Origin of the sequence: Chitinophaga sp. NPDC101104 (genome assembly GCF_050277495.1) — a bacterium.
In the GTDB taxonomy this organism is placed as follows: Bacteria; Bacteroidota; Bacteroidia; order Chitinophagales; family Chitinophagaceae; genus Chitinophaga.
The window spans coordinates 3,124,325-3,142,931 of record NZ_JBNNSF010000001.1 but is presented as its reverse complement, the minus strand read 5'-3'; the positions used below and the strand labels follow the sequence as shown (position 1 = coordinate 3,142,931).

Below are 18,607 nucleotides of genomic sequence, written 5' to 3'. Positions count from 1 at the left end.
CCTGTATGCACCACACACCTCCTGTTTCACGCAACCGTTTCTTCCACGCCATGCGCTGGATCGTGAATATTTGCTGGTACCTCAATTTCGTATTAGCCGCCATCGGGCTATTCTTCCTTGTCACGTCGATGTTTGGCGGAACGAAATTCAATTTCAGCACCATCGTGCGCCTGAACGCGCCGCTTTCCGTTATTGCGGTGCCCGGCGGCGAAATGGAAACGCAGGACGTGCAACTGAAGATGCTCCTGCCGGTGAACAATCTTTACCGGATTTACTCCTTCGTGTTTTTCTTCCTGTTCGAATTCCTCGTCATCGCCGCCATTTACAACCTGCGCCAGGTTTTCCGTTCGCTGGGCCGGCAAAGCCCCTTCACCGGCGAAACCATCCGCCGGCTCCGGTATACCGCGCTTTTCATCGGCCTGCTGGCGCCTTACAACTTCCTGCTGAGCGTTATGCAGGCGGAGGTCGCCAATGCCTACATCCCCGCGGCGGAGCGCAACTTCCACATGAATTGGAATTTTGGATTACCTTACATCGCTGTTGCGGCTATCATTTACGTCATGGTAGATATTTTCCGGTACGGAATGCAACTGCAACAGGAAAACGAAGCTTTTGTATAATGGCGATCATTGTTAATCTGGACGTGGAAATGGCTAAAAACAAGATCTCGCTGAAAGATCTTGCGGCCCGGATCGATATTTCCGTTACCAATCTCAGCTTGCTGAAAACCGGCAAGGTGAAAGGCATCCGCTTCGAAACGCTCGAAGCCCTTTGCCGCGAGCTGAACTGTAAGCCGGGAGACATTCTCGATTATTCGGCACGCGAAGAATAACCGCCCTTGTCATAAAAACAGCAAAGGCCGCCTCAACGGGCGGCCTTTCGCATGTGATCGTTACAGTTATGGGAAAAGAGTCGTGGTTATTTGCCGAATGCATACTCGAACGCATAATTACCGGAGCCTACCTGCAGGGAAGCATCCTTCCCTTCCGCCGAAAGCTGCACCGGTTTGCCCGATTCCGTCACCGCAGCGCCGGCCGCGCCGGGCAACACGATTTTGGCGGTGGTATTTGCGGGAACGGTCACTTCCAGTTTCAGTCTCCCCCCGTCCAACTTCCATTTCGACGCAATGGTGCCGTACAGCGATTTATATTCCGCGCTGGCATGGGTGAGCCCGCCGCCGGGGCGCGGCTGAATGCGGAATTGCTTATAGCCGGGCGATGCGGGATCCGGCTGGATGCCCGTCACCGTTTTATACATCCAGTCGCCGATAGCACCGTAGGCGTAGTGGTTGAAGGAGTTCATCCCCACATCCTGGAAAGTGCCGTCGGGCTTGATGCCGTCCCAACGCTCCCAGATGGTGGTTGCGCCCATTTTCACGGGGTACAGCCAGGAAGGGTAGCTTTCCTGCATGAGCAGTTTGTACGCCACATCCGTATATCCGAAGCGCGTGAGCACATGGCAGAGGTACGGCGTGCCGAGGAAACCGGTGGTGAGGTGATTGCCATACGACGCGATGTTGTCTGCCAGCCGTTTTGCGGCGGACGCACGCTGCGCTTCGGGCAGGATGTCGAAGTTCAGCGCCAGCACGTACGCCGTTTGGGTAGACGAAACCATGCGGCCGTTGGGCGTTACGTATTCGCGGATGAACGCCGCCTTGATCCTTTTAATCAGCTCTTCGTACTTTTCTACGTCTGCACCTTTGCCCAGCACTTTCGCGGCATTGATGACGTTTTGGGTGGAATGGATGTAAAACGCCTGGGCGATGAGGTATTTATCGGTGATGGCAGAACGGCCATCGTTATCGTGCGGCGCGGAATAGAAGAGCCAGTCGCCGAAGTGCGGGCCATGGTTCCAGAGCTCGCTTTTGCTTTGCGCGGTGATGTAATCCACCCATTTGCGCATGCTTTCGTATTGCACTTCGAGCATGCGGCGGTCGCCGTAGTTTTGATAGAAATTCCAGGGAATGATGGTCACCACGTCGCCCCAACCCGCCGAACCGGGCGAAGGGATGGATTTTACGTCAGGGATCACGACAGGGATGTCGCCATTGCTGCGCTGGTCTGCCGCCACGTCTTTCATCCATTTGGTGAAGAAGCCCGTCACGTTCATGTTGTAGGCGGCGGTGTTGAAGAACACCTGCGCGTCGCCGGTCCAGCCGAGGCGCTCATCGCGCTGCGGGCAATCGGTCGGCACATCTACGAAGTTCCCTTTCTGCCCCCACTGGATATTTTTCTGGAGTTGATTGATGAGCGGATGCGAGCAGGAGAAGCTGCCGGTTTCGCCCATATCCGAATACACGGCCACACCGGTGAACATAGACGTATCCAGCGGCTGGCGCAGGCCTTTCACGCGGATGTAACGGAAGCCCTGGAAAGTGAACCTGGGCGCGAGGGTTTCCGTCCCCCAACCATTCAACACAAATTTATTCTCCTGTTTGGCGGCGCGGAGGTTGGCGGTATAGAAATTCCCCGCTTTGTCCAGCACTTCGGCATGATGCAGGGTAATGGTGTCTCCCGCCTTGCCTTTCACTTTCAGTTCAACCCAACCTACCATGTTCTGCCCAAAATCCACGACGGCATCGCCTTCGGGCGTGGTGATGAATTTGACCGGCTTCAATCTTTCGTGCTGTTTCACGCCGGGCCCTTCCTGCGCAACGAGGTTATCTTTCGTGAGCGGCAGTACGGCCACCTTTTCCCAGGAAGCATCGTGGAAGCCGGGGTCTGCCCATCCGGTTATTTCCATCAGCGTGTTAACGGTTTCGCCATTATAAATATCGGAGTAGCGTACCGGGCCGGCATCGACGGATTTCCAGGAGCCGTCGGTGGCGATGGTTTCCTTCGAGCCGTCGCGGTAGGTGATTTCCGCCTGGAGGAGCAATGCGGCGGTTTTGCCGTAGGTATTCCTTTGATTGAAGAACACGAGGTTGCCGCGATACCATCCGTCGCCGAGCATAGCGCCGATCGCGTTCTCACCGTTTCGGAGCATGGGCGTGATATCGTACACCTGGTACTGGAGGCGTTTGTCGTAGGCGGTCCAACCGGGCGTGAGATAATCGTCTCCCACCCTTTTGCCATTGATATGCGCTTCGTAGAGCCCGTGCGCCGTTACGTACAGGCGGGCGCTTTGAACCGGCTTGGACAACCGGAACGCTTTCCGGAAAAGCGGGCTGGGCCCGGGCTTCCCTGAAGTGTCGCTGCTCCGTGCGATCCACTTGGCCTGCCAGTCGGCCGGTTGCAGGAGCCCCATTTCCCAGGAAGCCACTTCGCTCCAGGGCGAGGCTTTCCCGTTTTTGTCGAACACGCGCACTTGCCAGTACACGCGCTGGCGCGAAGCGAGGGGGCCGCCGCCGTAGGGAATGTGCAACGACTCGCCGGAATTTACCTTGCCGCTTTGCCAGGCAATATCTTTCCCTTTGGCCAACGCGGCCGCGTTGGCACCGGTACGTACTTCATAGGCCGATTGCAGAAAATCGCGGCCGGAGGATTGGATCTGCCAGCTCATGCGCGGCTGCGATGCCGCGATGCCGATCGGCGCGGATTTATATTCCGTCGTCAATTTTTCGGGACGGAAAGATTGTGCGGAAACAGACAAGGGGACCGCCGCTGCGGAAACGGCGGCCGTTGTCAAAACGTGGAATAGCCAGGATTTCATATACATGTCGTAATCAGTTTTCTAGTGGTGCCGCTCAAAATATAATTTTCATCCGTAACTACTATCCTGCACTCACCTGCCCGTTCCCGATTTTTCGTTAAATTACAGGTACCCATCATCAAAACCATGCAACATGAAAGCATTACTTGCCGCGATCCTCTTCACTTTCACCATCCATACCGCTGCAAAAGCACAGGCAGACGCGGTGAACGGCGTGTGGCTCAACGAAGAAAAAGACGCGAAAGTCCAGATATATAAAAACGGTGACAAATACTTCGGCAAACTCATCTGGATGGCCCATCCGCTGGAAGCCGACGGTAAAACCCCGCGCCGCGATGCGAAGAACACCAATGCTTCCCTCCGCGCCCGCCCGCTGCAGGGCCTCGTGATCCTCACCGGTTTCGAATATGACGCAGACGATCAGGAGTGGGAAGACGGAAAGATCTACGACCCCAAAAGCGGCAAAACCTACAGCAGCAAAATGAAAATCAAAGGCAATACGCTGGATATCCGCGGGTACGTAGGCGCCCCGCTTTTCGGCCGCACAACAGTCTGGACGCGCGCCGAATAAAAAAATCCGCAGCCTTACTGCGGATTTCCCTTTTCATCACAAGCTTCCTTAGCGGTAATACGCTGCCATCTGCGGCGGGCTCAGCGGTTGCGGCACCACGTTCTGCACCGGCTTCACGGATTTCAGGTACGTGAAGATCGCCTTCAGGTCATCGTCGGCCAGGTCGGGCATTTGTGGCATGGGCGGCAGCAGGTGGCGCGTGCCTTCCAGGCCTTTGTACATCCCCTGGCGCAACGCTCTTCCGAACTGTTCTTCCGTCCAGCTGCCGATTCCCGTGGAATCTGCCGTCAGGTTCGCCGCGAAGGAGATGCCCCAGGGCCCGGCGATGGCGGTATTGTTCATATTGAACAGCACCCAGTCTTTCGCCGTAGCCGTGTCGAATTTAGCGACGGGCATCGCCGCGGGATGGCCGGAAAGCAGCAGCGCTTCGTCGGGAACGGGGCCCTGCGCCGTCATTTTCTTGGGGGAATGGCAGTCGTTACAGCCCATGATCTTTACGAGATAGGCGCCGCGTTTTACGAGACTGTCTTTGGAGGGAATTTCTGCCGTCGGCGCACCGGTAGTTCCCGTACAGGAATAGATCGCCATTGCGCTCAGCAGGGCAAGGCCGATGAGGGGTTTACAATTCATAACTCGGTAATTTTTTGCGCCGCTAAGATAGCAGCATTACCTAAGTATGCTATGGGCAGTACTACCCATCATGGGAAAAGCCGGGCGTTTCCGCCCGGCCGTTGGTTGCCTTAACGGCCTTCCTTCCTCCGTCAATCGTGCCCATGTTGCTTGACGAGCTTGTTATAAATCCCGAAAAGCAGGAATGGGGCCGCCCATTGCCCGATGAAAAGGCCTGCATGTTTCTTCCGCATCAGCGTCAGCGCAAGCGAAATACTCATGGCGCCAACCGCCGCCCACAAAAAGGTGTCTGAAGGCAGTTTCGCCGTCTGGTCTTCGATCATTTCCGCCACTTTCCCTTCGCCGTGGCTATTTGCTAATTTTTCCATAATGCATGGTTTTTAATCACTGTTTTTGTCGATGCTGAATTCGTTGTTTTCTTCGTCTTCCGAGCCGATGTCTTCCGCTTCGTCGTCGTCTTCGCTGCCGGGAACGTCCAGTTCGTCGTCTTCGTTGAGGGGGTCTCCATCGTCATCCGTTTCGTCGGGCAGGGCTTCGCGCAGGCGTTGTTCGTCTTCGTAGTCCGGGTCCCTGCTGGCGGCATCGTCGAGCAGGTCGCGTTCCAGGCCGGAGACATTGTCCTCGCCTTCGAGGTCCAGGTCTTCATCGTCTTCTTCCTCATCCAGTATGCCTTCCCCTTCCTCATCGGCGGAAGATGCGGTGGTGTCTGCCATTTCCCCTGCCGGGGGAACGTGGATGTGTTCCTGTCCGGGAATGTCTTTCACTTCCGGAAGCTCCATATTGATGTCTTCGGACGATGGCAGTTGTTCGTCCAGGTTTTTATCGGCGATGCCGGGTTGTTTTTTCATGATGCTCGTTTCAGGATATGGCGAAATAACCATGCCATGGATGAACAGCCGCAGGATGCAGGGAGATTTGTAGCGGGTTTGCCACGATCGCTTCCCCGCTTTGCCGGAATTCCACAACTCAACCCCTTCATCCGGCGGTTCGTGGATAAATCGGCGGCGTGCCGGGCCTGCGGGGCGACTTTTGCCGTAAATCATTCGATCATGAAACTGACCAGCTTCATCCTCATGATACAACTGCTGACCACCACGGCGCTCCATGCGGCCGATTTCAGGCTGGTGAAGCAATCCGGCGACGTTTTCCTCTACGAGCGCTGGATTGGCGACGGCGATGCCGCCGTTCGCGAGCTGAAGGCCGTATTCCTCGTGAAGGCGAACGCGCCATCGATCATCAGTCTCCTGCGCGATCCGCAACGCGGCCCCGGATGGAACCCTTCTGCCCGGGAATACAAAGTGCTGCCCGCGCCCGAGCCCGACAAATGGATCAACTACATCCGTTACGCCATCCCCTGGCCTTTCGAGGACCAGGACTGCTGCCTCTCCTTCCATGTGGAAAACCCGCTGGAAGTCCGCTTCGAAAGCACCCAGCACCCGGCTTTCCCGCCGGAAGAAGGGCGGACCCGGCTCACCGGCGTACGCGGAAGATGGCTGCTGGAGCCGCGGAACTCGGGGTTCGTGCAGGTACAATACTTCATTACCACCAACCGCAACCGGAAACTGCCGCGCTGGGCATCTGACCCGATCGTGCACAGCAACCTGGTCAAAACCATGACACAATTCAAACACCTCGCAGAACAATGACTTACACGCTGATTACCGGCGCCAGCGCCGGATTGGGAAAAGCTTTCGCCATACAATGCGCGCGGATGGGCATGAACCTCGTGCTCATCGCGTTGCCCGGCGGCCAGGCGCATTCGCTGGCGCGCCATATCATGGAAGAATACCCGGTAGACGTGCGCGCTTTCGAATTCGACCTCACGGATGTGGACCAATTGCAATACCACCTGCCTGCCATCCTGGACGCCTGCCCGGTAGATTTCCTCATCAACAACGCCGGTGTAGGCGGAACGGCCCCGATGGCGGAAACGCCGCTGGAGAACATCGACCGGATCATCCAGCTGAACGTACGCGGAACGGCGCTGCTCACACGGATCCTGATCCCGCATTTGCTGGAACATTCGCGCAGCCACATCCTGAACATTTCCAGCATGGCGGCTTTCACCCCGATCGCGTATAAAACGGTATACCCGGCATCGAAAGCCTTCATCACTTCCTTTTCGCTCGGGTTGCGGGAAGAGTTTTCGGGAACGGGCTTGTCGGTGAGCGTGGCTTGCCCGGGCCCGATCCTCACCAATTCCGGGACGGCGCGGCGGATCATCGGCCAGGGGCTCAAAGCGAGGCTGGGCCTGCTTCCTACCCACGAGATCGCGAAAGTGGCGATACGGCTCACGCTCGCGGGGCAACCCGTCATCATCCCCGGCGTGGCGAACAGGATCAGTCATTTCCTCATGCAGCTGATGCCCGGCAACCTGCGCCTGCGGATCATTTCAAGGGAAGTAAAAAAAGAAATGCAATTCAGTATATGAGCAAAATCCTCATCACCGGCGCCACTGGTCTCCTCGGCGCCAACCTCACCCGCGAGCTGTACCGGCTGGGACACGACATCCGCCTGCTGGTGCGCCCCTCCGCCAACCTGCGCACCCTGGCCGACATTCCCGTGGAATTGTTCCACGGCGATGTGGGCGACCCGCAGGCCGTTCTGCTGGCCGTTGCGGGATGCGAATACGTCGTCCACGCCGCGAGCATTACCGACCAGTGGGGCATTTCGTTCGAAGATTACGAGCGCGTCAACTTCACCGGCACCGTGCACATCGCGGAAGCCTGCCGCCGCCACGGCGTGAAAAAACTCGTGTACGTGAGCACCGCCAACACACTGGGCCATGGCACCAAAAACGAACCGGGGAACGAGCTCGCGGGGTTCTCGCTGTTCTCCGCCGGCTCTGGCTACATCAACAGCAAATACCTCGCGCAGCAATACGTACTGGAACAGGTGGAGAAACATGGATTGCCGGCCGTGGTCGTGAACCCGACGTTCATTATCGGTCCGCACGACGTGCGCCCCAGCAGCGGCAAACTATTGCTGCACGGCGTGCGGTCGTGGTTCGTGTGGTGCCCGCCGGGCGGGAAGAACTTCGTGCATGTGGGCGACGTGTGCCGCGGCATCGCCCTGGCGATCGAAAAAGGGAAGCCGGGCGATTGTTACCTGCTGGCCGGTGAGAATCACAGCTACCGTGAGTTTTTCCGTATCGTGAGCCGCACCATCGGCCGCAAGCGGCTGCTGTTCACTATTCCAGCCTGGGTGTTGAAAGCAGGCGGACTGGCGGGCTCGCTGGCCGGGCAATTCACCGGCCGCCGGCCGAAGCTCAATTATACGACAGCGAGGCTCCTTTGCCTGGGGAACTATTACTCCGGCCGCAAGTCCGAACGCGACCTCGGCATGCGGTACCTTTCCACCGAAACGGCCGTGGCCGACGCCTGCGCCTGGTTGAAGGAAAATGACTATTTTTAACCAGACGGCAACACATGGAAGTTAATTCGTTCGACAAATATTTTTCCAGCAGATACGCCCGCCTGTTCGTGCGGATCGTGATCCTGTACCTCATCTCCACCATCTTCAAATCTTTCGACCAATCCTTCATCGCCGACCTCAGCGTCTTTAACCTCCGCGGCCACATGTTCAGCATCGTGTACGTGCTGTATGGCCTGCTGGCCTGGGAAGGCGCTATCGTAGTAGCGAAATGGGCCGCGCCGCGGTTCACCCAGAAGAAATTTTTCCTCCTCGCCGGATGCCTGCTCGCTTACGGCGTGGTGGCGTCGTATATTTTCGGATTGACGTATGCCGTGTTCGACATCGTTTTCTTCCACCGCTACGAAGCCTGGGAAAGTGTGAGCCATTTCAGCTGGGACCTCATCTTCGGCACCTGGATCTTTTACCTGCTCCTGCTCACCGTCAACGGGATCATGTATTATTACAAAGCCTGGAAAGAAAATCAATTGCAGACCGAGCGCCTCATGCGCGAAAACATCCAGGCGAAATACGATGCGCTGCGCAACCAGATCGATCCGCATTTCTTCTTCAATTCGCTCAGCGTGCTGACGAACCTGGTGTACAAAAGCCCTGACCTGGCGGCCGATTACATCACCCAGCTGGCCAAAACCTATCGCTACATCCTCGACAAAAAATTCGAGAACCTCGTGCCGATCCGCACCGAGCTGGATTTCCTGGAGTCTTACCTTTTTCTCATCCGGATCCGCCACCAGAACAGCATCCGGTTCCATGCGGAGATAGACGATTCCGTGAAGCTGAAAGGCCTCATCCCGCCGGCTACGCTGCAATTGCTCGTGGAAAACGCCATCAAGCACAACCGTTTTTCCGCGAACGATCCGTTGCTGATCGAAGTAAAAAGCACGGGCGATTCGCTGGTGATCACCAACCAGCTGCGGGCGAGGCTGCATCCCGAAACGCCCTCCGGCATCGGGCTGGAAAATATTCATAAACGATACGAACTGGCCATCGGAAGGGGGATCGAAGTGATCCCTTCCCCGGATACGTTCACCGTCAAAATACCGGTCATTCTCTCATGAAAGTAACCATATTCGAAGACGAGATCCACAACGCGGAAAGGCTCACGCAGCTGCTGCGGCAATGCCGCGCCGATATCGAGATCGTGGGCGTGATCGCCTCCGTGGCCGAAGGCCTTCAGTGGATGAAGGAAGAACACCCCGCCGATTTGATGTTCATGGACATCCAACTGTCTGACGGCAACTGTTTCGAAATGTTCAACCAGGCGCAGGTAGTGACACCCATCATTTTCACGACCGCGTACGACGGCTTTGCGCTCCAGGCGTTCAAGGTGAACAGTATCGATTACCTCATGAAGCCGATCGACCAGAAGGAATTACAGCAGGCGCTGGACAAATTCGAGCAGTTCCGGCCCGCGCAGCCTTACCGGCTAGACATTGCAGGCATTGCCGAAGAATTCCTCCGGCGCGATCATGCCCGGTTTATCGGGCGGCTCAATAATCAGCTCATTTATGTAAAGGCGAAAGACATCGCCTGGCTGCAGTTTACCAAGGGCGTAACCTGGGCAGTTACGTTCGAAGGGCAGCGCCTTCCGCTCGATTATTCCCTCGACCAGATGGAAAAGCTCCTGGACCGGCACCAGTTTTTCCGGATCAACCGGCAATACATCGTGCAAATCGACGGCATCAAAAAGATCATGACCTATTACAACAGCCGCTTCATCCTGCAACTGGAGCCGGCTGCGGGGGAAGACGTCATCATCAGCCGCGAGCGGGTGAACGATTTCAAGAATTGGCTGGAAGGGCGCCTGTCTTCCGGTGTTTAGAAATGTTTTTCCTGGACTTTATCGTGATACGGCAGGTACATCGGTAAGGCGGCCGAGCCGTACCAGCGGAGGCAATCCGCCGCCAGGAGCCCTCCTGCCACGGCCGGATCGGACTGCAGGAGCGCCTCCGCTTCTTCGACGGTAGGTACATTGAGGATGAAAATCCCGCGCCAGTTGCGGTCGTTTTTCCCCAACGGTCCGGCCACAGCCAGTTTCCCGCTTTTGGCCATGCGGCCGATATTTTCCATATGCCCGCGGAAAAGGGCCGCTACGGTGTCTTTGTTATCGGTGGACCGGGGGCCGGTTTTTAGTATTACCAGCACATAATATTTCATGCCGTAGGCATCGGCGCCGAGGGAGTCGGCCAGGGGCTTGTTGTAGCCGGGGTTGGCCGTTTGCGCGTGGAGGGAAATGGCCGACAGGGCCAGTAACGCGGTGATAACGAGCAGCTTCATACAGGTTGTTTCCGCGAATGTAGGGAATTCCCCCTCACTAGGAATTATTAAAAAATATTGCTAGTATTGTCGGGAGGGCCTATTCCACCTGACATGGGAATCTACAATGGACGAAGCGTTTTTCAGGGCTACATATGAACGGTATTGGTCCAGGTTATACAGTATCTGTTACTTTACCATCGGATCGCGCGAGGCGGCGGAAGACACGGTGACGGAGGTTTTCATCTCACTGTGGAACAACCGCGACAGGCAAGTCATTGAAAATATGGACCACTACCTCGTTCGCGCCGCCAAGAACCTTTCCCTTAAATATCTCATCCGCCAGCAAAAAATGGACGCGGCGCTGTTGCGGATGGTAGATACCCTGCAAGACCATCACCGCCACTCCCAGCCCGAGCGCCCGCTCGAAGTGAAGGAAATCCGCGCCATGGCGCACCGCACCCTCGAATCCCTGCCGGAAAAAACCCGCGCTATTTACCTCATGAACCGGGAAGACGGCCTCACCTACCAACAGATCGCCGAAAAAACCGGGCTGTCCGTCAAATCCGTCGAATACCACGTCTCCAGGGCTTTGCGCGCGCTCAGCCAATCCCTCCTCGTCGTTCTCCTCGAACTTTCCTCCCACCATTCCGGCACGATTTAAAAAATATTTTTAAAAACGTTTAGGGTATTTGCCCTGAAATGGAACTTATATACAGGGACCATCCCGGAAAGACATGCAATTATCCAAAGAGATCATCGACAAATTCATCGCCGGCGAGTGCGCTGAAGCCGAATTGGCGGAAGTAGCCGCCTGGTTGCAAAGTGGTGAAACCGACGGGCTGGAAGAAGTTCCGGGCAACGGGGCCGCCATCTGGCGCAAGATCGAAGCGCGCCGCAGGCCTTTGTGGCGGAGGTTCGTCCGCCGTGCCACGGTAGCCGTCGCGGCCGCCGTGTTTGCCGCCGCAGCGATTTACGGCATCCGGCTCATGCGGGGGCCGCAGGAACTGACGGTCCGTGTAGCGGCCGGTCAAACCTCGCGCATCGTGCTGCCCGATAGTTCGGTCGTGTTCCTGCAGGGCCCCTCGGCGCTGCGGTACCCCAGCCGGTTTACGGAAGGCGAGCGGATGGTGTTCCTTACTGGCACTGGCGCTTTCGAGGTGAGCGGGAATGCCCGGAGCCCTTTTACGGTGGTGAGCGGCAAGGTGAAGACCACGGCGCTGGGAACGTCTTTCGAGGTGCGCGCGCCCGAGGGCTCGGAAGAGGTGAAGGTTTGGCTGCGCTACGGCAAGGTGGTGGTGACGCGCGAGCGCGACAGCATGTACCTCCGGCCCGGGGAGGCGCTGGGATACACCGGCGCCGCCAGAACGGTGGAGCGCGCCGCGCCCGAAGCTTACCGCGGCAGCGTGCTGTATTTCAAGCACGCGGGGCTAGACGAAGTGATCACCAAGCTCGAGAATTACTATAACATCCATATCGTCGCCGATACCGCGTTGTACAACCGGAAGTGGCAGGTGACAGGGGAATTTGCCCGGGAAAAACCCGAGTTCGTTGTCCGCAACATCGCCTTCATCGCCGATGTGCAATACCGGATGGCAGGCGATTCCCTCTGGCTGCTGCCGCAACCCATGCCACAGGGACCATGAAAAACAGCCGTCATATGCATACATCCGAACCTTAAAAAAACCGTCTCATCCTGCGACCCGTAAACCCACGGCGGTGCCGATGCACCGCAGGGAATCGTATTGCCCGTATCAAAGTATACAAACCAAAATCCATGTAGAAACATGCAACATGCTCCACGATGTTACGCACTGAAAACTGCCCGCAAGCTTTTACTCGCGGCGCTGTTCCTCATTACCCTGTTGCCGCTGGCCGCACGCGCCGACGCACAGGAGCTCGATACCAAAAAGATCTACATCAGCCTCCCCTATGACCGCTTACCGCTCGAACGCGTGTTCGCCGAGATAGAAAAACGGACAGACATCCGCTTCCTCTACGACGCCGCCGCCTGCAACGCCGGCCAGAGCGTGAAGCTCCAGGTGAAGAACGAATCGCTCTTCAACCTCCTCAATTACCTGAAAGAAACCACCGGCCTGGAATTCCGCCAGTCTGACCGGTACTTCTCCGTTCGCCCGACAAAAATGCCACTGCCCAAATCCATGCAGTCGGAAATCGCCGCGCCGCAGAACAACGTCATCAGCGGCAAAGTGACCGACGCCGACGGAACGCCCCTCATCGGCGTGAGCGTACAGCTCAAAGGCACTTCCACCGGCGTGGTGACCGACGCGCAGGGGAATTATTCCCTTTCCGCACCCGCCAACAGCGTGCTTATTTTCTCCTATGTAGGATATGAAAAACAGGAAATTACGCTGGAAGGGGAAACGACGGTGAACGTGCTCATGAAAACCAATTCCGGCGGCCTGGAAGAAGTGGTGGTGGTAGGTTACACCAAACAGAAGAAAATTTCCATCGTGGGATCGCTCGTGACGGTAACCGGCGACGAGCTGAAGCAAAGCCCCGCTTCCAATCTTTCCAACGCCCTCGCAGGACGCCTCCCCGGCCTCATCGCCATGCAGAACAGCGGCGCGCCCGGGGCAGACCATTCCCGCATCCTCATCCGCGGCTACTCTACGTCCGGCGATAACAGTCCGCTGATCCTCATTGACGGTGTAGAGCGTACCATGAACAATATCGACGTACAGGAGATCGAATCCATCACCGTGCTGAAAGACGCTTCCGCCACCGCGCAATACGGTATCCGCGGCGCGAACGGCGTTGTGGTAGTGACCACCCGCCGCGGCAAGGCCGGTCCGCCGAAAGTGGACTTCAGCGCCAACTACGCCGTGAACCAGGCTACGCAGCTGCCGGAATTCCTCGATTCCTACAACCACGCCACGCTGTACAACGAAGCCCTGGCCAACGACGGCCGCGCACCGCAATATTCCGAAGAAGCCCTGCAGCAATACAAAGACGGCTCCGACCCGCTCAAATACCCGAATACCGACTGGGTGAACCTGCTCTTCCGCGAAACTTCGCCCACGCAGCGCTACAACCTGAGCATCAACGGCGGCAACGACAAGGTGAAATACTTCGTGTCTGCCGCTTACCTCAACCAGCAGGGCATCCTTCGCAAATACGAGAATCCCGACTACGATACCCGCGACGTATTCCGCCGCTGGAACTTCCGGTCGAACATCGATATCGCGCTGTCCAAAGATTTCAACATCGCCGTTGACCTTGCCGGCGTGATCACCAGCAAACACGCTCCCACAGCGGGCGTTGAGGGCGACATGCTCCGCCAGGTGTATTGGTACCAGCCCACCTACCTGGCCCTGCTGCCCGACGGCAAGATCGCCCAGCCCGGCGCCCATACGCAGAACCCGATCGGCGATCTCAGTCGAACGGGCTACACCGAAACCTTCGACGGTACCGCACAGGGCACCATCCGCGCCATCCGCAAACTGGATTTCATCACCCGGGGCCTGAGCACGGGACTGAACTATTCCTTCGACCGCGCATTCAACTATCGCATGAACCGCACGCAAGGTTATGGTATGTACGTTTGGGACGAAGCCACGCAATCGCCGAAGCTCTCGCTCGGCAACGACTCCAACCTGGAGCCCATTACCGAGGCATCCAGCTCGCCGAACTATGCGCTTAACTTCGAATATTACATCAACTACGCCCGCCAGTTCCGGAAACATAACGTGACCGGTATGGTGCTGTACAACCAGCGCAAACGCGTGATCCAGGGCGCCCAGTACGGGAAGCCCTTCTTCGTGCAGGGCGTAATGGCGCGCATGAGCTATAATTACAACAATAAATACTTCGTGGACGTGAACGGCCGGTACGACGGGTCGGAGAACTTCCCGCAGGGCTCCAGGTTCGGGTTTTTCCCCTCTGTTGCGGCAGGATGGGTGATGACCAGCGAACCGTTCATGAAAGACGTTTCCTGGCTGAACTACCTGAAGCTGCGCGGCTCTTACGGCGTGGTGGGCAACGACCAGATCGGCGGGCGCCGCTTCCTCTGGCAAAGCATTTACCAGGCCGGATCCGGTTATAGCTTCGGACAGAACGGCGAAGTGTGGTATAATGGACTTTCCGAAGGATCGGCCGGTACGCGCGGCGTAACCTGGGAAAAGCATAAAATCCTCAACGGTGGCCTGGAAGCACGCTTCTTCCACGACAAGCTCGGCATCAACCTCGATGTATTCTCCAAAAACGTGACCGATATCCTCATCACGCCCGGCACCATCGTGGCAACATATGGCGGTCCGCTCCCGGCGATCAACATGGGCGAAACCAAAAGCCACGGATTCGAACTGGAACTGATCCATCAGAACGAAGTGAACAAAAACTGGGGCTACCACGTGAAAGGCAACATCAATTTCACGAAGAGCAAGGTGGTATATGCCGACGAGCCTCCCCGCCGCTACCCCTGGCTCATGCGCACGGGGCACCCCATCAACCAGTATTTCGGGTATAAATCCCTCGGTTTCTTCCAAAACCAGGAAGACATCGCCAAAAGCGCGGCGCAGTTCGGACAGGTGATCCCCGGCGACATCAAGTACGCCGACCTCAACGGGGACGGTGTGATCGACGCCAACGACCAGACTTCCGTAGCCGGGACCGACATTCCTACCCATACCCTGGGCGCCTCATTCGGCGTGCATTACAAACAATTCGATTTCAGCGTACTGTTCCAGGGCGCGTTCGGCGCCTATACCCTGCTGGAAGGGTTCGCCGCGTATGAATTCTTCAGCAACGGTAAAGTGACCGAAAAGCACCTCGGCCGCTGGACACCCGAAACCGCCGCAACCGCCACTTACCCGGCCCTTCACGCCACGCTCAACACCAACAACACCGTGGTGTCCGACTTCTGGATGAAACGCACGGATTACGTCCGCCTCAAGAACTTCGAGATCGGATACAGCCTGCCCAAATACCTCGTGAACCGCCTGAAGCTCCAGGGCATCCGGTTTTATGTGAACGGGCAGAACCTATGGACGTACATGAAAGACATGAAAGACTTCCAGTTCGACCCCGAAGCGCCCTCCGGCAACGGTACCTTCTATCCGCAACAGAAGATCTACAACTTTGGCGCAACCGTTAGCTTTTAATTCCTGATCCTGAAATCCAACAACATGAAGAAATTATCCGCATACATACTGCTCGCAGCCGCCCTCGCAGGCGCATCCTGCAAAAAAGTGCTGGACCAGGCCCCGCAGCTCGATTACGACGAATCGAAAGTATTCGGCGACATCGATCTCACCAACCAGTTCCTCACCGACGTTTACGCCTACACCTTCACCAAGCCCGGTAACTTCATGGATATCGGCAACTCCACCACCGGCGCGGGAACGGACGAGCTCGATAACTCCTTCGGCGGAACGCCCGTCGAAAAGTACCAGAACGGCTCCTGGAACCCCAGCGATAACCCGGACGATATCTGGGCCTACACCTACCGCACCATCCGCAAATGCAACCTCATGTTGCAGAACATCGATAAAGTGCCGAACAAGCACGCCGGCCAGGTAACGCAGTCCGACCTTACGCCCAAACGCATCAAGGGCGAGGTGTTTTTCCTCCGCGCATGGAATTACTGGGAGCTGCTGAAACGTTATGGCGGCGTACCCATCATCACACAGCCCTACGACGCCGATTCCGAAACGCTGCGCAACACCCGCCGCGGATCGGTAGACGATGTGGTGGGCCAGATCCTCAAAGACCTGGACAGCTGCGCCAACAACCCCGAAATTCCCCTGGTATGGTTCGGGCCGGACCCCAACAATCCCGGAAAGGAACTGAATCGCGGCAACATCGGGCGGGCCAGTAAAACGCTCGTAAAAGCCCTCAAGTCGCGCATGCTCCTGTTCTACGCCAGTCCCCTCTTCAACCCGGAAGGGAAAGTGGAAAGATGGCGTTCGGCGGCCGACATCTCGAAATCGCTTATCGACGACGGGAAATATTCCCTCCATCCCAATTATGCCAACATCTTCCTGTTCTCCGACAACAACGAAGTGATCCTTTCCAGCAACCGCGCGGCTTTCAACGAAGCCATCGCAGACCCTGCAGGCATGGGATGGGGCGGCACCAATCCTACGCAGGATATGGTCGACAAATACAACATGGCCAACGGCAAAGAAATCACCGATCCCGCCAGCGGCTACGATCCGCAAAACCCGTACGCGGGCCGCGATCCGCGGTTTTATGCTTCGATCAATTATCATGGGGCCGTTCATAAAAACGTAACGTTGAGCATGCTGCCCGGCGGCAACCAGGACCCGGCCATCGGCGGCGACTGGTCGCGCACCAGCTACTATATGCGCAAATTCCAGAATGCCAATAACCAGAGCGGCGTTCGCCGGTTCTTCCCCATCATCCGCCTCGCCGAGATCTACCTCAATTACGCCGAAGCGCTGAACGAGGCAGACGGCCCGGTAGCGGAGGTGCACCGCGTCATGAACCTCGTTCGCCGCCGCGGTGGCAACGGCATCACGCAAGATCTGCCCACAACGCTCACCAAAGACCAGATGCGCCAGCGCATCCAGAACGAAAGGGCCGTGGAACTGGCTTTCGAGAAACACCGTTTCTGGGACGCCCGCCGCTGGAAGAAAGGCGCCGAAATCCTGGGGGCAGACATCCATGGCGTGCGCGTAACCCGCAACGGGAGCGGAACGCTCGTGTTCACTTACATCAAGGTAGAACCGCGCAGCTTCAGCGACAAAATGTATTTCTTCCCCATCCCGCAGGGCGAAATCGACAAAAACCCGAACGTACTCGATCAAAATAAAGACTGGTAATGATGATAAAAACGCTGTTGATGATGGGCCTGCTCACACAGGCCGGCGGGCCGGGGCCCGGGAAGAACGAAAAGCCGAAATACATGTGGTTCGACGCGGAAGCCAACTTCAAAAGGTTTTCCAGCAAGGATTCCATCCGGTTTTACCTCGACAAGACCAAAGCCGCCGGCTTCAACCAGGTGGTGATCGACGTGCGGCCCATTTATGGCGACGTGCTGTACGGAAAAACGAAAACCATGCAGCCTCTCAAACAGGTAGGCGCAGAAAAGCGGACCGCCAAATGGGATTACCTGCAGGTGTTCATCGACGAGGCAAAGAAACGCAACCTTAAAGTGAGCGTATCTACCGCCATCTTCCCCGCCGGCCATCCGCAAACCGGCAATGGTCCTGCGTACCGCGACAAGCGCTTCGAAGGGAAGACCACGATGGAACATACGCCCAATGGCATGAAAGACATCCGGAACGATAAAACCAAAGTAGCCGCATTCCTCAATCCGCTCATGCCGGAGGTACAGGACTACGCATTGGGCTTTATCCGGGAGATCGTTTCCGGATATGACATCGATGGATACGTACTGGATTACTGCCGCTTCGCGGACGTGGAGAACGATTTTTCCGCTTACACCCGCGCACGTTTCGAGGCATACATCGGCAAAAAAGTAGACCGCTTCCCCGACGATATTTTCACCTGGGAAACGTATGAAGGCCAGAAAGTGAGGAAAGACGGGCCGCTGGCAAAACAGTGGTTCGCATTCCGCGCGGGCGTGATCCATGATTTCATCGCAAAGGTGCGGAAGGAAGTGAAAACCATCCAGCCCGACGTGCAGCTGGAATACTGGGCGGCCTCCTGGTACGGGCACCTGTACAGTAACGGGCAGAACTGGGCCAGCCAGACCTACGACGCTACGAAAGAATACGGCTGGGCCTCTCCTGCCTACAACAAAGCAGGCTTCGCCGAGCAGCTGGACGTGTTCATGAACGGCACCTATCTCGAAAGAACGTATGGCCTGAACGATCCCGAATCGATTGAATTCGGCCTGGCACGCGGTAAACGTATCATCAACGGCGCCTGCAAAATGTATGGCAGCCTGTACGCCCTCAACCACAGCGATATCGAAGACCAGGTGTACGTCTGCCTCACGCAGAGCGAAGGCCTGGTGATGTTCGACATCGTGCAGGTGATCGGGTTCAACTTATGGGACCGCCTGAAAGCCGGCATCGACCGGGCGGAGCGGTCTGGAAAGTAATAATGATTTAAGTG

At 56.9% G+C, this 18,607-nt stretch carries 18 protein-coding genes; 13 read left to right on the top strand and 5 right to left on the bottom strand.

Translation table 11 applies throughout. From position 1 onward, the window contains the following. Window positions 1-5 precede the first annotated feature (5 nt). Both ACQKLP_RS12670 and ACQKLP_RS12665 read left to right on the top strand, forming a co-directional pair. Window positions 6-620, top strand: a complete 615-nt coding sequence (locus tag ACQKLP_RS12670; RefSeq protein ID WP_427323116.1) for a DUF2975 domain-containing protein — start codon at window positions 6-8, stop codon at window positions 618-620. Continuing rightward, window positions 620-832: a helix-turn-helix domain-containing protein gene (locus ACQKLP_RS12665; RefSeq protein ID WP_427323115.1), complete on the top strand. Its 213-nt coding sequence runs from the start codon at window positions 620-622 to the stop codon at window positions 830-832. Before ACQKLP_RS12670 ends, ACQKLP_RS12665 begins: the two co-directional genes overlap by 1 nt. Before the next feature lie 86 nt (window positions 833-918). Here the strand turns inward: ACQKLP_RS12665 and ACQKLP_RS12660 are convergent, their stop codons facing one another. Continuing rightward, window positions 919-3,657, bottom strand: coding sequence for a family 78 glycoside hydrolase catalytic domain (locus ACQKLP_RS12660; protein WP_427323114.1), 2,739 nt, complete (start codon window positions 3,655-3,657; stop codon window positions 919-921). Window positions 3,658-3,784: 127 nt separating this feature from the next. On the opposite strand from ACQKLP_RS12660, the gene ACQKLP_RS12655 reads away from it, so the two are divergent. Then, window positions 3,785-4,222, top strand: coding sequence for a DUF2147 domain-containing protein (locus ACQKLP_RS12655; RefSeq protein ID WP_427323113.1), 438 nt, complete (start codon window positions 3,785-3,787; stop codon window positions 4,220-4,222). A gap of 48 nt (window positions 4,223-4,270) precedes the next feature. Here ACQKLP_RS12655 and ACQKLP_RS12650 read toward each other — a convergent pair whose 3' ends face one another. The 3 genes from ACQKLP_RS12650 to ACQKLP_RS12640 form a co-directional block, all read right to left on the bottom strand. Then, window positions 4,271-4,852 carry a diheme cytochrome c-553 gene (locus ACQKLP_RS12650; RefSeq protein ID WP_427323112.1) on the bottom strand — a complete coding sequence of 194 codons (582 nt, stop codon included), beginning with the start codon at window positions 4,850-4,852 and terminating at the stop codon, window positions 4,271-4,273. 131 nt (window positions 4,853-4,983) lie between these two features. Continuing rightward, window positions 4,984-5,220 carry a hypothetical protein gene (locus ACQKLP_RS12645; RefSeq protein WP_427323111.1) on the bottom strand — a complete coding sequence of 79 codons (237 nt, stop codon included), beginning with the start codon at window positions 5,218-5,220 and terminating at the stop codon, window positions 4,984-4,986. 12 nt (window positions 5,221-5,232) lie between these two features. Then, on the bottom strand, window positions 5,233-5,700 hold the full coding sequence (locus tag ACQKLP_RS12640) for a hypothetical protein (RefSeq protein ID WP_427323110.1): 468 nt from the start codon (window positions 5,698-5,700) through the stop codon (window positions 5,233-5,235). 201 nt (window positions 5,701-5,901) lie between these two features. Between ACQKLP_RS12640 and ACQKLP_RS12635 the strand changes: the two genes are divergently transcribed. Genes ACQKLP_RS12635 through ACQKLP_RS12615 form a run of 5 tightly spaced genes read left to right on the top strand, consistent with a single transcriptional unit; the run spans window position 5,902 to window position 10,106 of the window. Further along, complete coding sequence (locus ACQKLP_RS12635; protein ID WP_427323109.1) at window positions 5,902-6,498, top strand: hypothetical protein; 597 nt, start codon at window positions 5,902-5,904, stop codon at window positions 6,496-6,498. Next, the gene (locus ACQKLP_RS12630; protein ID WP_427323108.1) at window positions 6,495-7,283 is read left to right on the top strand and encodes an SDR family NAD(P)-dependent oxidoreductase; all 789 of its coding nucleotides are present in this window, start codon (window positions 6,495-6,497) and stop codon (window positions 7,281-7,283) included. Before ACQKLP_RS12635 ends, ACQKLP_RS12630 begins: the two co-directional genes overlap by 4 nt. Beyond that, complete coding sequence (locus ACQKLP_RS12625) at window positions 7,280-8,266, top strand: NAD-dependent epimerase/dehydratase family protein (protein ID WP_427323107.1); 987 nt, start codon at window positions 7,280-7,282, stop codon at window positions 8,264-8,266. The genes ACQKLP_RS12630 and ACQKLP_RS12625 overlap by 4 nt, the downstream gene beginning before the upstream one ends. A 14-nt stretch (window positions 8,267-8,280) precedes the next feature. Continuing rightward, window positions 8,281-9,342 (top strand): sensor histidine kinase, encoded by a 1,062-nt coding sequence (locus ACQKLP_RS12620; protein ID WP_427323106.1) that lies wholly within the window; start codon window positions 8,281-8,283, stop codon window positions 9,340-9,342. Then, a complete protein-coding gene (locus tag ACQKLP_RS12615; RefSeq protein ID WP_427323105.1) occupies window positions 9,339-10,106 on the top strand; it encodes a LytR/AlgR family response regulator transcription factor in 768 nt (255 codons plus the stop codon). Before ACQKLP_RS12620 ends, ACQKLP_RS12615 begins: the two co-directional genes overlap by 4 nt. On the opposite strand, the gene ACQKLP_RS12610 is transcribed toward ACQKLP_RS12615, so the two are convergent. Continuing rightward, window positions 10,103-10,561 (bottom strand): YciI family protein, encoded by a 459-nt coding sequence (locus ACQKLP_RS12610; RefSeq protein ID WP_427323104.1) that lies wholly within the window; start codon window positions 10,559-10,561, stop codon window positions 10,103-10,105. The genes ACQKLP_RS12615 and ACQKLP_RS12610 overlap by 4 nt on opposite strands. Window positions 10,562-10,667: 106 nt before the next feature. Between ACQKLP_RS12610 and ACQKLP_RS12605 the strand changes: the two genes are divergently transcribed. The 5 genes from ACQKLP_RS12605 (at window position 10,668) to ACQKLP_RS12585 (ending at window position 18,593) form a co-directional block, all read left to right on the top strand. Next, window positions 10,668-11,204, top strand: a complete 537-nt coding sequence (locus ACQKLP_RS12605; RefSeq protein WP_427323103.1) for an RNA polymerase sigma-70 factor — start codon at window positions 10,668-10,670, stop codon at window positions 11,202-11,204. Between the two features lie 73 nt (window positions 11,205-11,277). Then, the gene (locus tag ACQKLP_RS12600) at window positions 11,278-12,186 is read left to right on the top strand and encodes a FecR family protein (RefSeq protein ID WP_427323102.1); all 909 of its coding nucleotides are present in this window, start codon (window positions 11,278-11,280) and stop codon (window positions 12,184-12,186) included. A gap of 141 nt (window positions 12,187-12,327) precedes the next feature. Next, window positions 12,328-15,663: a TonB-dependent receptor gene (locus ACQKLP_RS12595; protein ID WP_427323101.1), complete on the top strand. Its 3,336-nt coding sequence runs from the start codon at window positions 12,328-12,330 to the stop codon at window positions 15,661-15,663. Between the two features lie 24 nt (window positions 15,664-15,687). Continuing rightward, entirely contained in the window at window positions 15,688-17,346 is a 1,659-nt protein-coding gene (locus ACQKLP_RS12590) for a RagB/SusD family nutrient uptake outer membrane protein (RefSeq protein WP_427323100.1), read from the top strand. Further along, window positions 17,346-18,593, top strand: coding sequence for a family 10 glycosylhydrolase (locus tag ACQKLP_RS12585; protein WP_427323099.1), 1,248 nt, complete (start codon window positions 17,346-17,348; stop codon window positions 18,591-18,593). The genes ACQKLP_RS12590 and ACQKLP_RS12585 overlap by 1 nt, the downstream gene beginning before the upstream one ends. Window positions 18,594-18,607 lie beyond the last annotated feature (14 nt).

Excerpts from the sequence above, each read along its gene's own strand:
- ACQKLP_RS12635 (WP_427323109.1), top strand. The coding sequence starts at position 5,902 with ATGAAACTGACCAGCTTCATCCTCATGATACAACTGCTGACCACCACG.
- ACQKLP_RS12585 (WP_427323099.1), top strand. The coding sequence starts at position 17,346 with ATGATGATAAAAACGCTGTTGATGATGGGCCTGCTCACACAGGCCGGC.
- ACQKLP_RS12645 (WP_427323111.1), bottom strand. The coding sequence starts at position 5,220 with ATGGAAAAATTAGCAAATAGCCACGGCGAAGGGAAAGTGGCGGAAATG.
- ACQKLP_RS12625 (WP_427323107.1), top strand. The coding sequence starts at position 7,280 with ATGAGCAAAATCCTCATCACCGGCGCCACTGGTCTCCTCGGCGCCAAC.
- ACQKLP_RS12655 (WP_427323113.1), top strand. The coding sequence starts at position 3,785 with ATGAAAGCATTACTTGCCGCGATCCTCTTCACTTTCACCATCCATACC.
- ACQKLP_RS12595 (WP_427323101.1), top strand. The coding sequence starts at position 12,328 with ATGCAACATGCTCCACGATGTTACGCACTGAAAACTGCCCGCAAGCTT.
- ACQKLP_RS12605 (WP_427323103.1), top strand. The coding sequence starts at position 10,668 with ATGGACGAAGCGTTTTTCAGGGCTACATATGAACGGTATTGGTCCAGG.
- ACQKLP_RS12615 (WP_427323105.1), top strand. The coding sequence starts at position 9,339 with ATGAAAGTAACCATATTCGAAGACGAGATCCACAACGCGGAAAGGCTC.
- ACQKLP_RS12590 (WP_427323100.1), top strand. The coding sequence starts at position 15,688 with ATGAAGAAATTATCCGCATACATACTGCTCGCAGCCGCCCTCGCAGGC.
- ACQKLP_RS12670 (WP_427323116.1), top strand. The coding sequence starts at position 6 with ATGCACCACACACCTCCTGTTTCACGCAACCGTTTCTTCCACGCCATG.
- ACQKLP_RS12650 (WP_427323112.1), bottom strand. The coding sequence starts at position 4,852 with ATGAATTGTAAACCCCTCATCGGCCTTGCCCTGCTGAGCGCAATGGCG.
- ACQKLP_RS12630 (WP_427323108.1), top strand. The coding sequence starts at position 6,495 with ATGACTTACACGCTGATTACCGGCGCCAGCGCCGGATTGGGAAAAGCT.
- ACQKLP_RS12660 (WP_427323114.1), bottom strand. The coding sequence starts at position 3,657 with ATGTATATGAAATCCTGGCTATTCCACGTTTTGACAACGGCCGCCGTT.
- ACQKLP_RS12620 (WP_427323106.1), top strand. The coding sequence starts at position 8,281 with ATGGAAGTTAATTCGTTCGACAAATATTTTTCCAGCAGATACGCCCGC.
- ACQKLP_RS12640 (WP_427323110.1), bottom strand. The coding sequence starts at position 5,700 with ATGAAAAAACAACCCGGCATCGCCGATAAAAACCTGGACGAACAACTG.
- ACQKLP_RS12600 (WP_427323102.1), top strand. The coding sequence starts at position 11,278 with ATGCAATTATCCAAAGAGATCATCGACAAATTCATCGCCGGCGAGTGC.
- ACQKLP_RS12610 (WP_427323104.1), bottom strand. The coding sequence starts at position 10,561 with ATGAAGCTGCTCGTTATCACCGCGTTACTGGCCCTGTCGGCCATTTCC.
- ACQKLP_RS12665 (WP_427323115.1), top strand. The coding sequence starts at position 620 with ATGGCGATCATTGTTAATCTGGACGTGGAAATGGCTAAAAACAAGATC.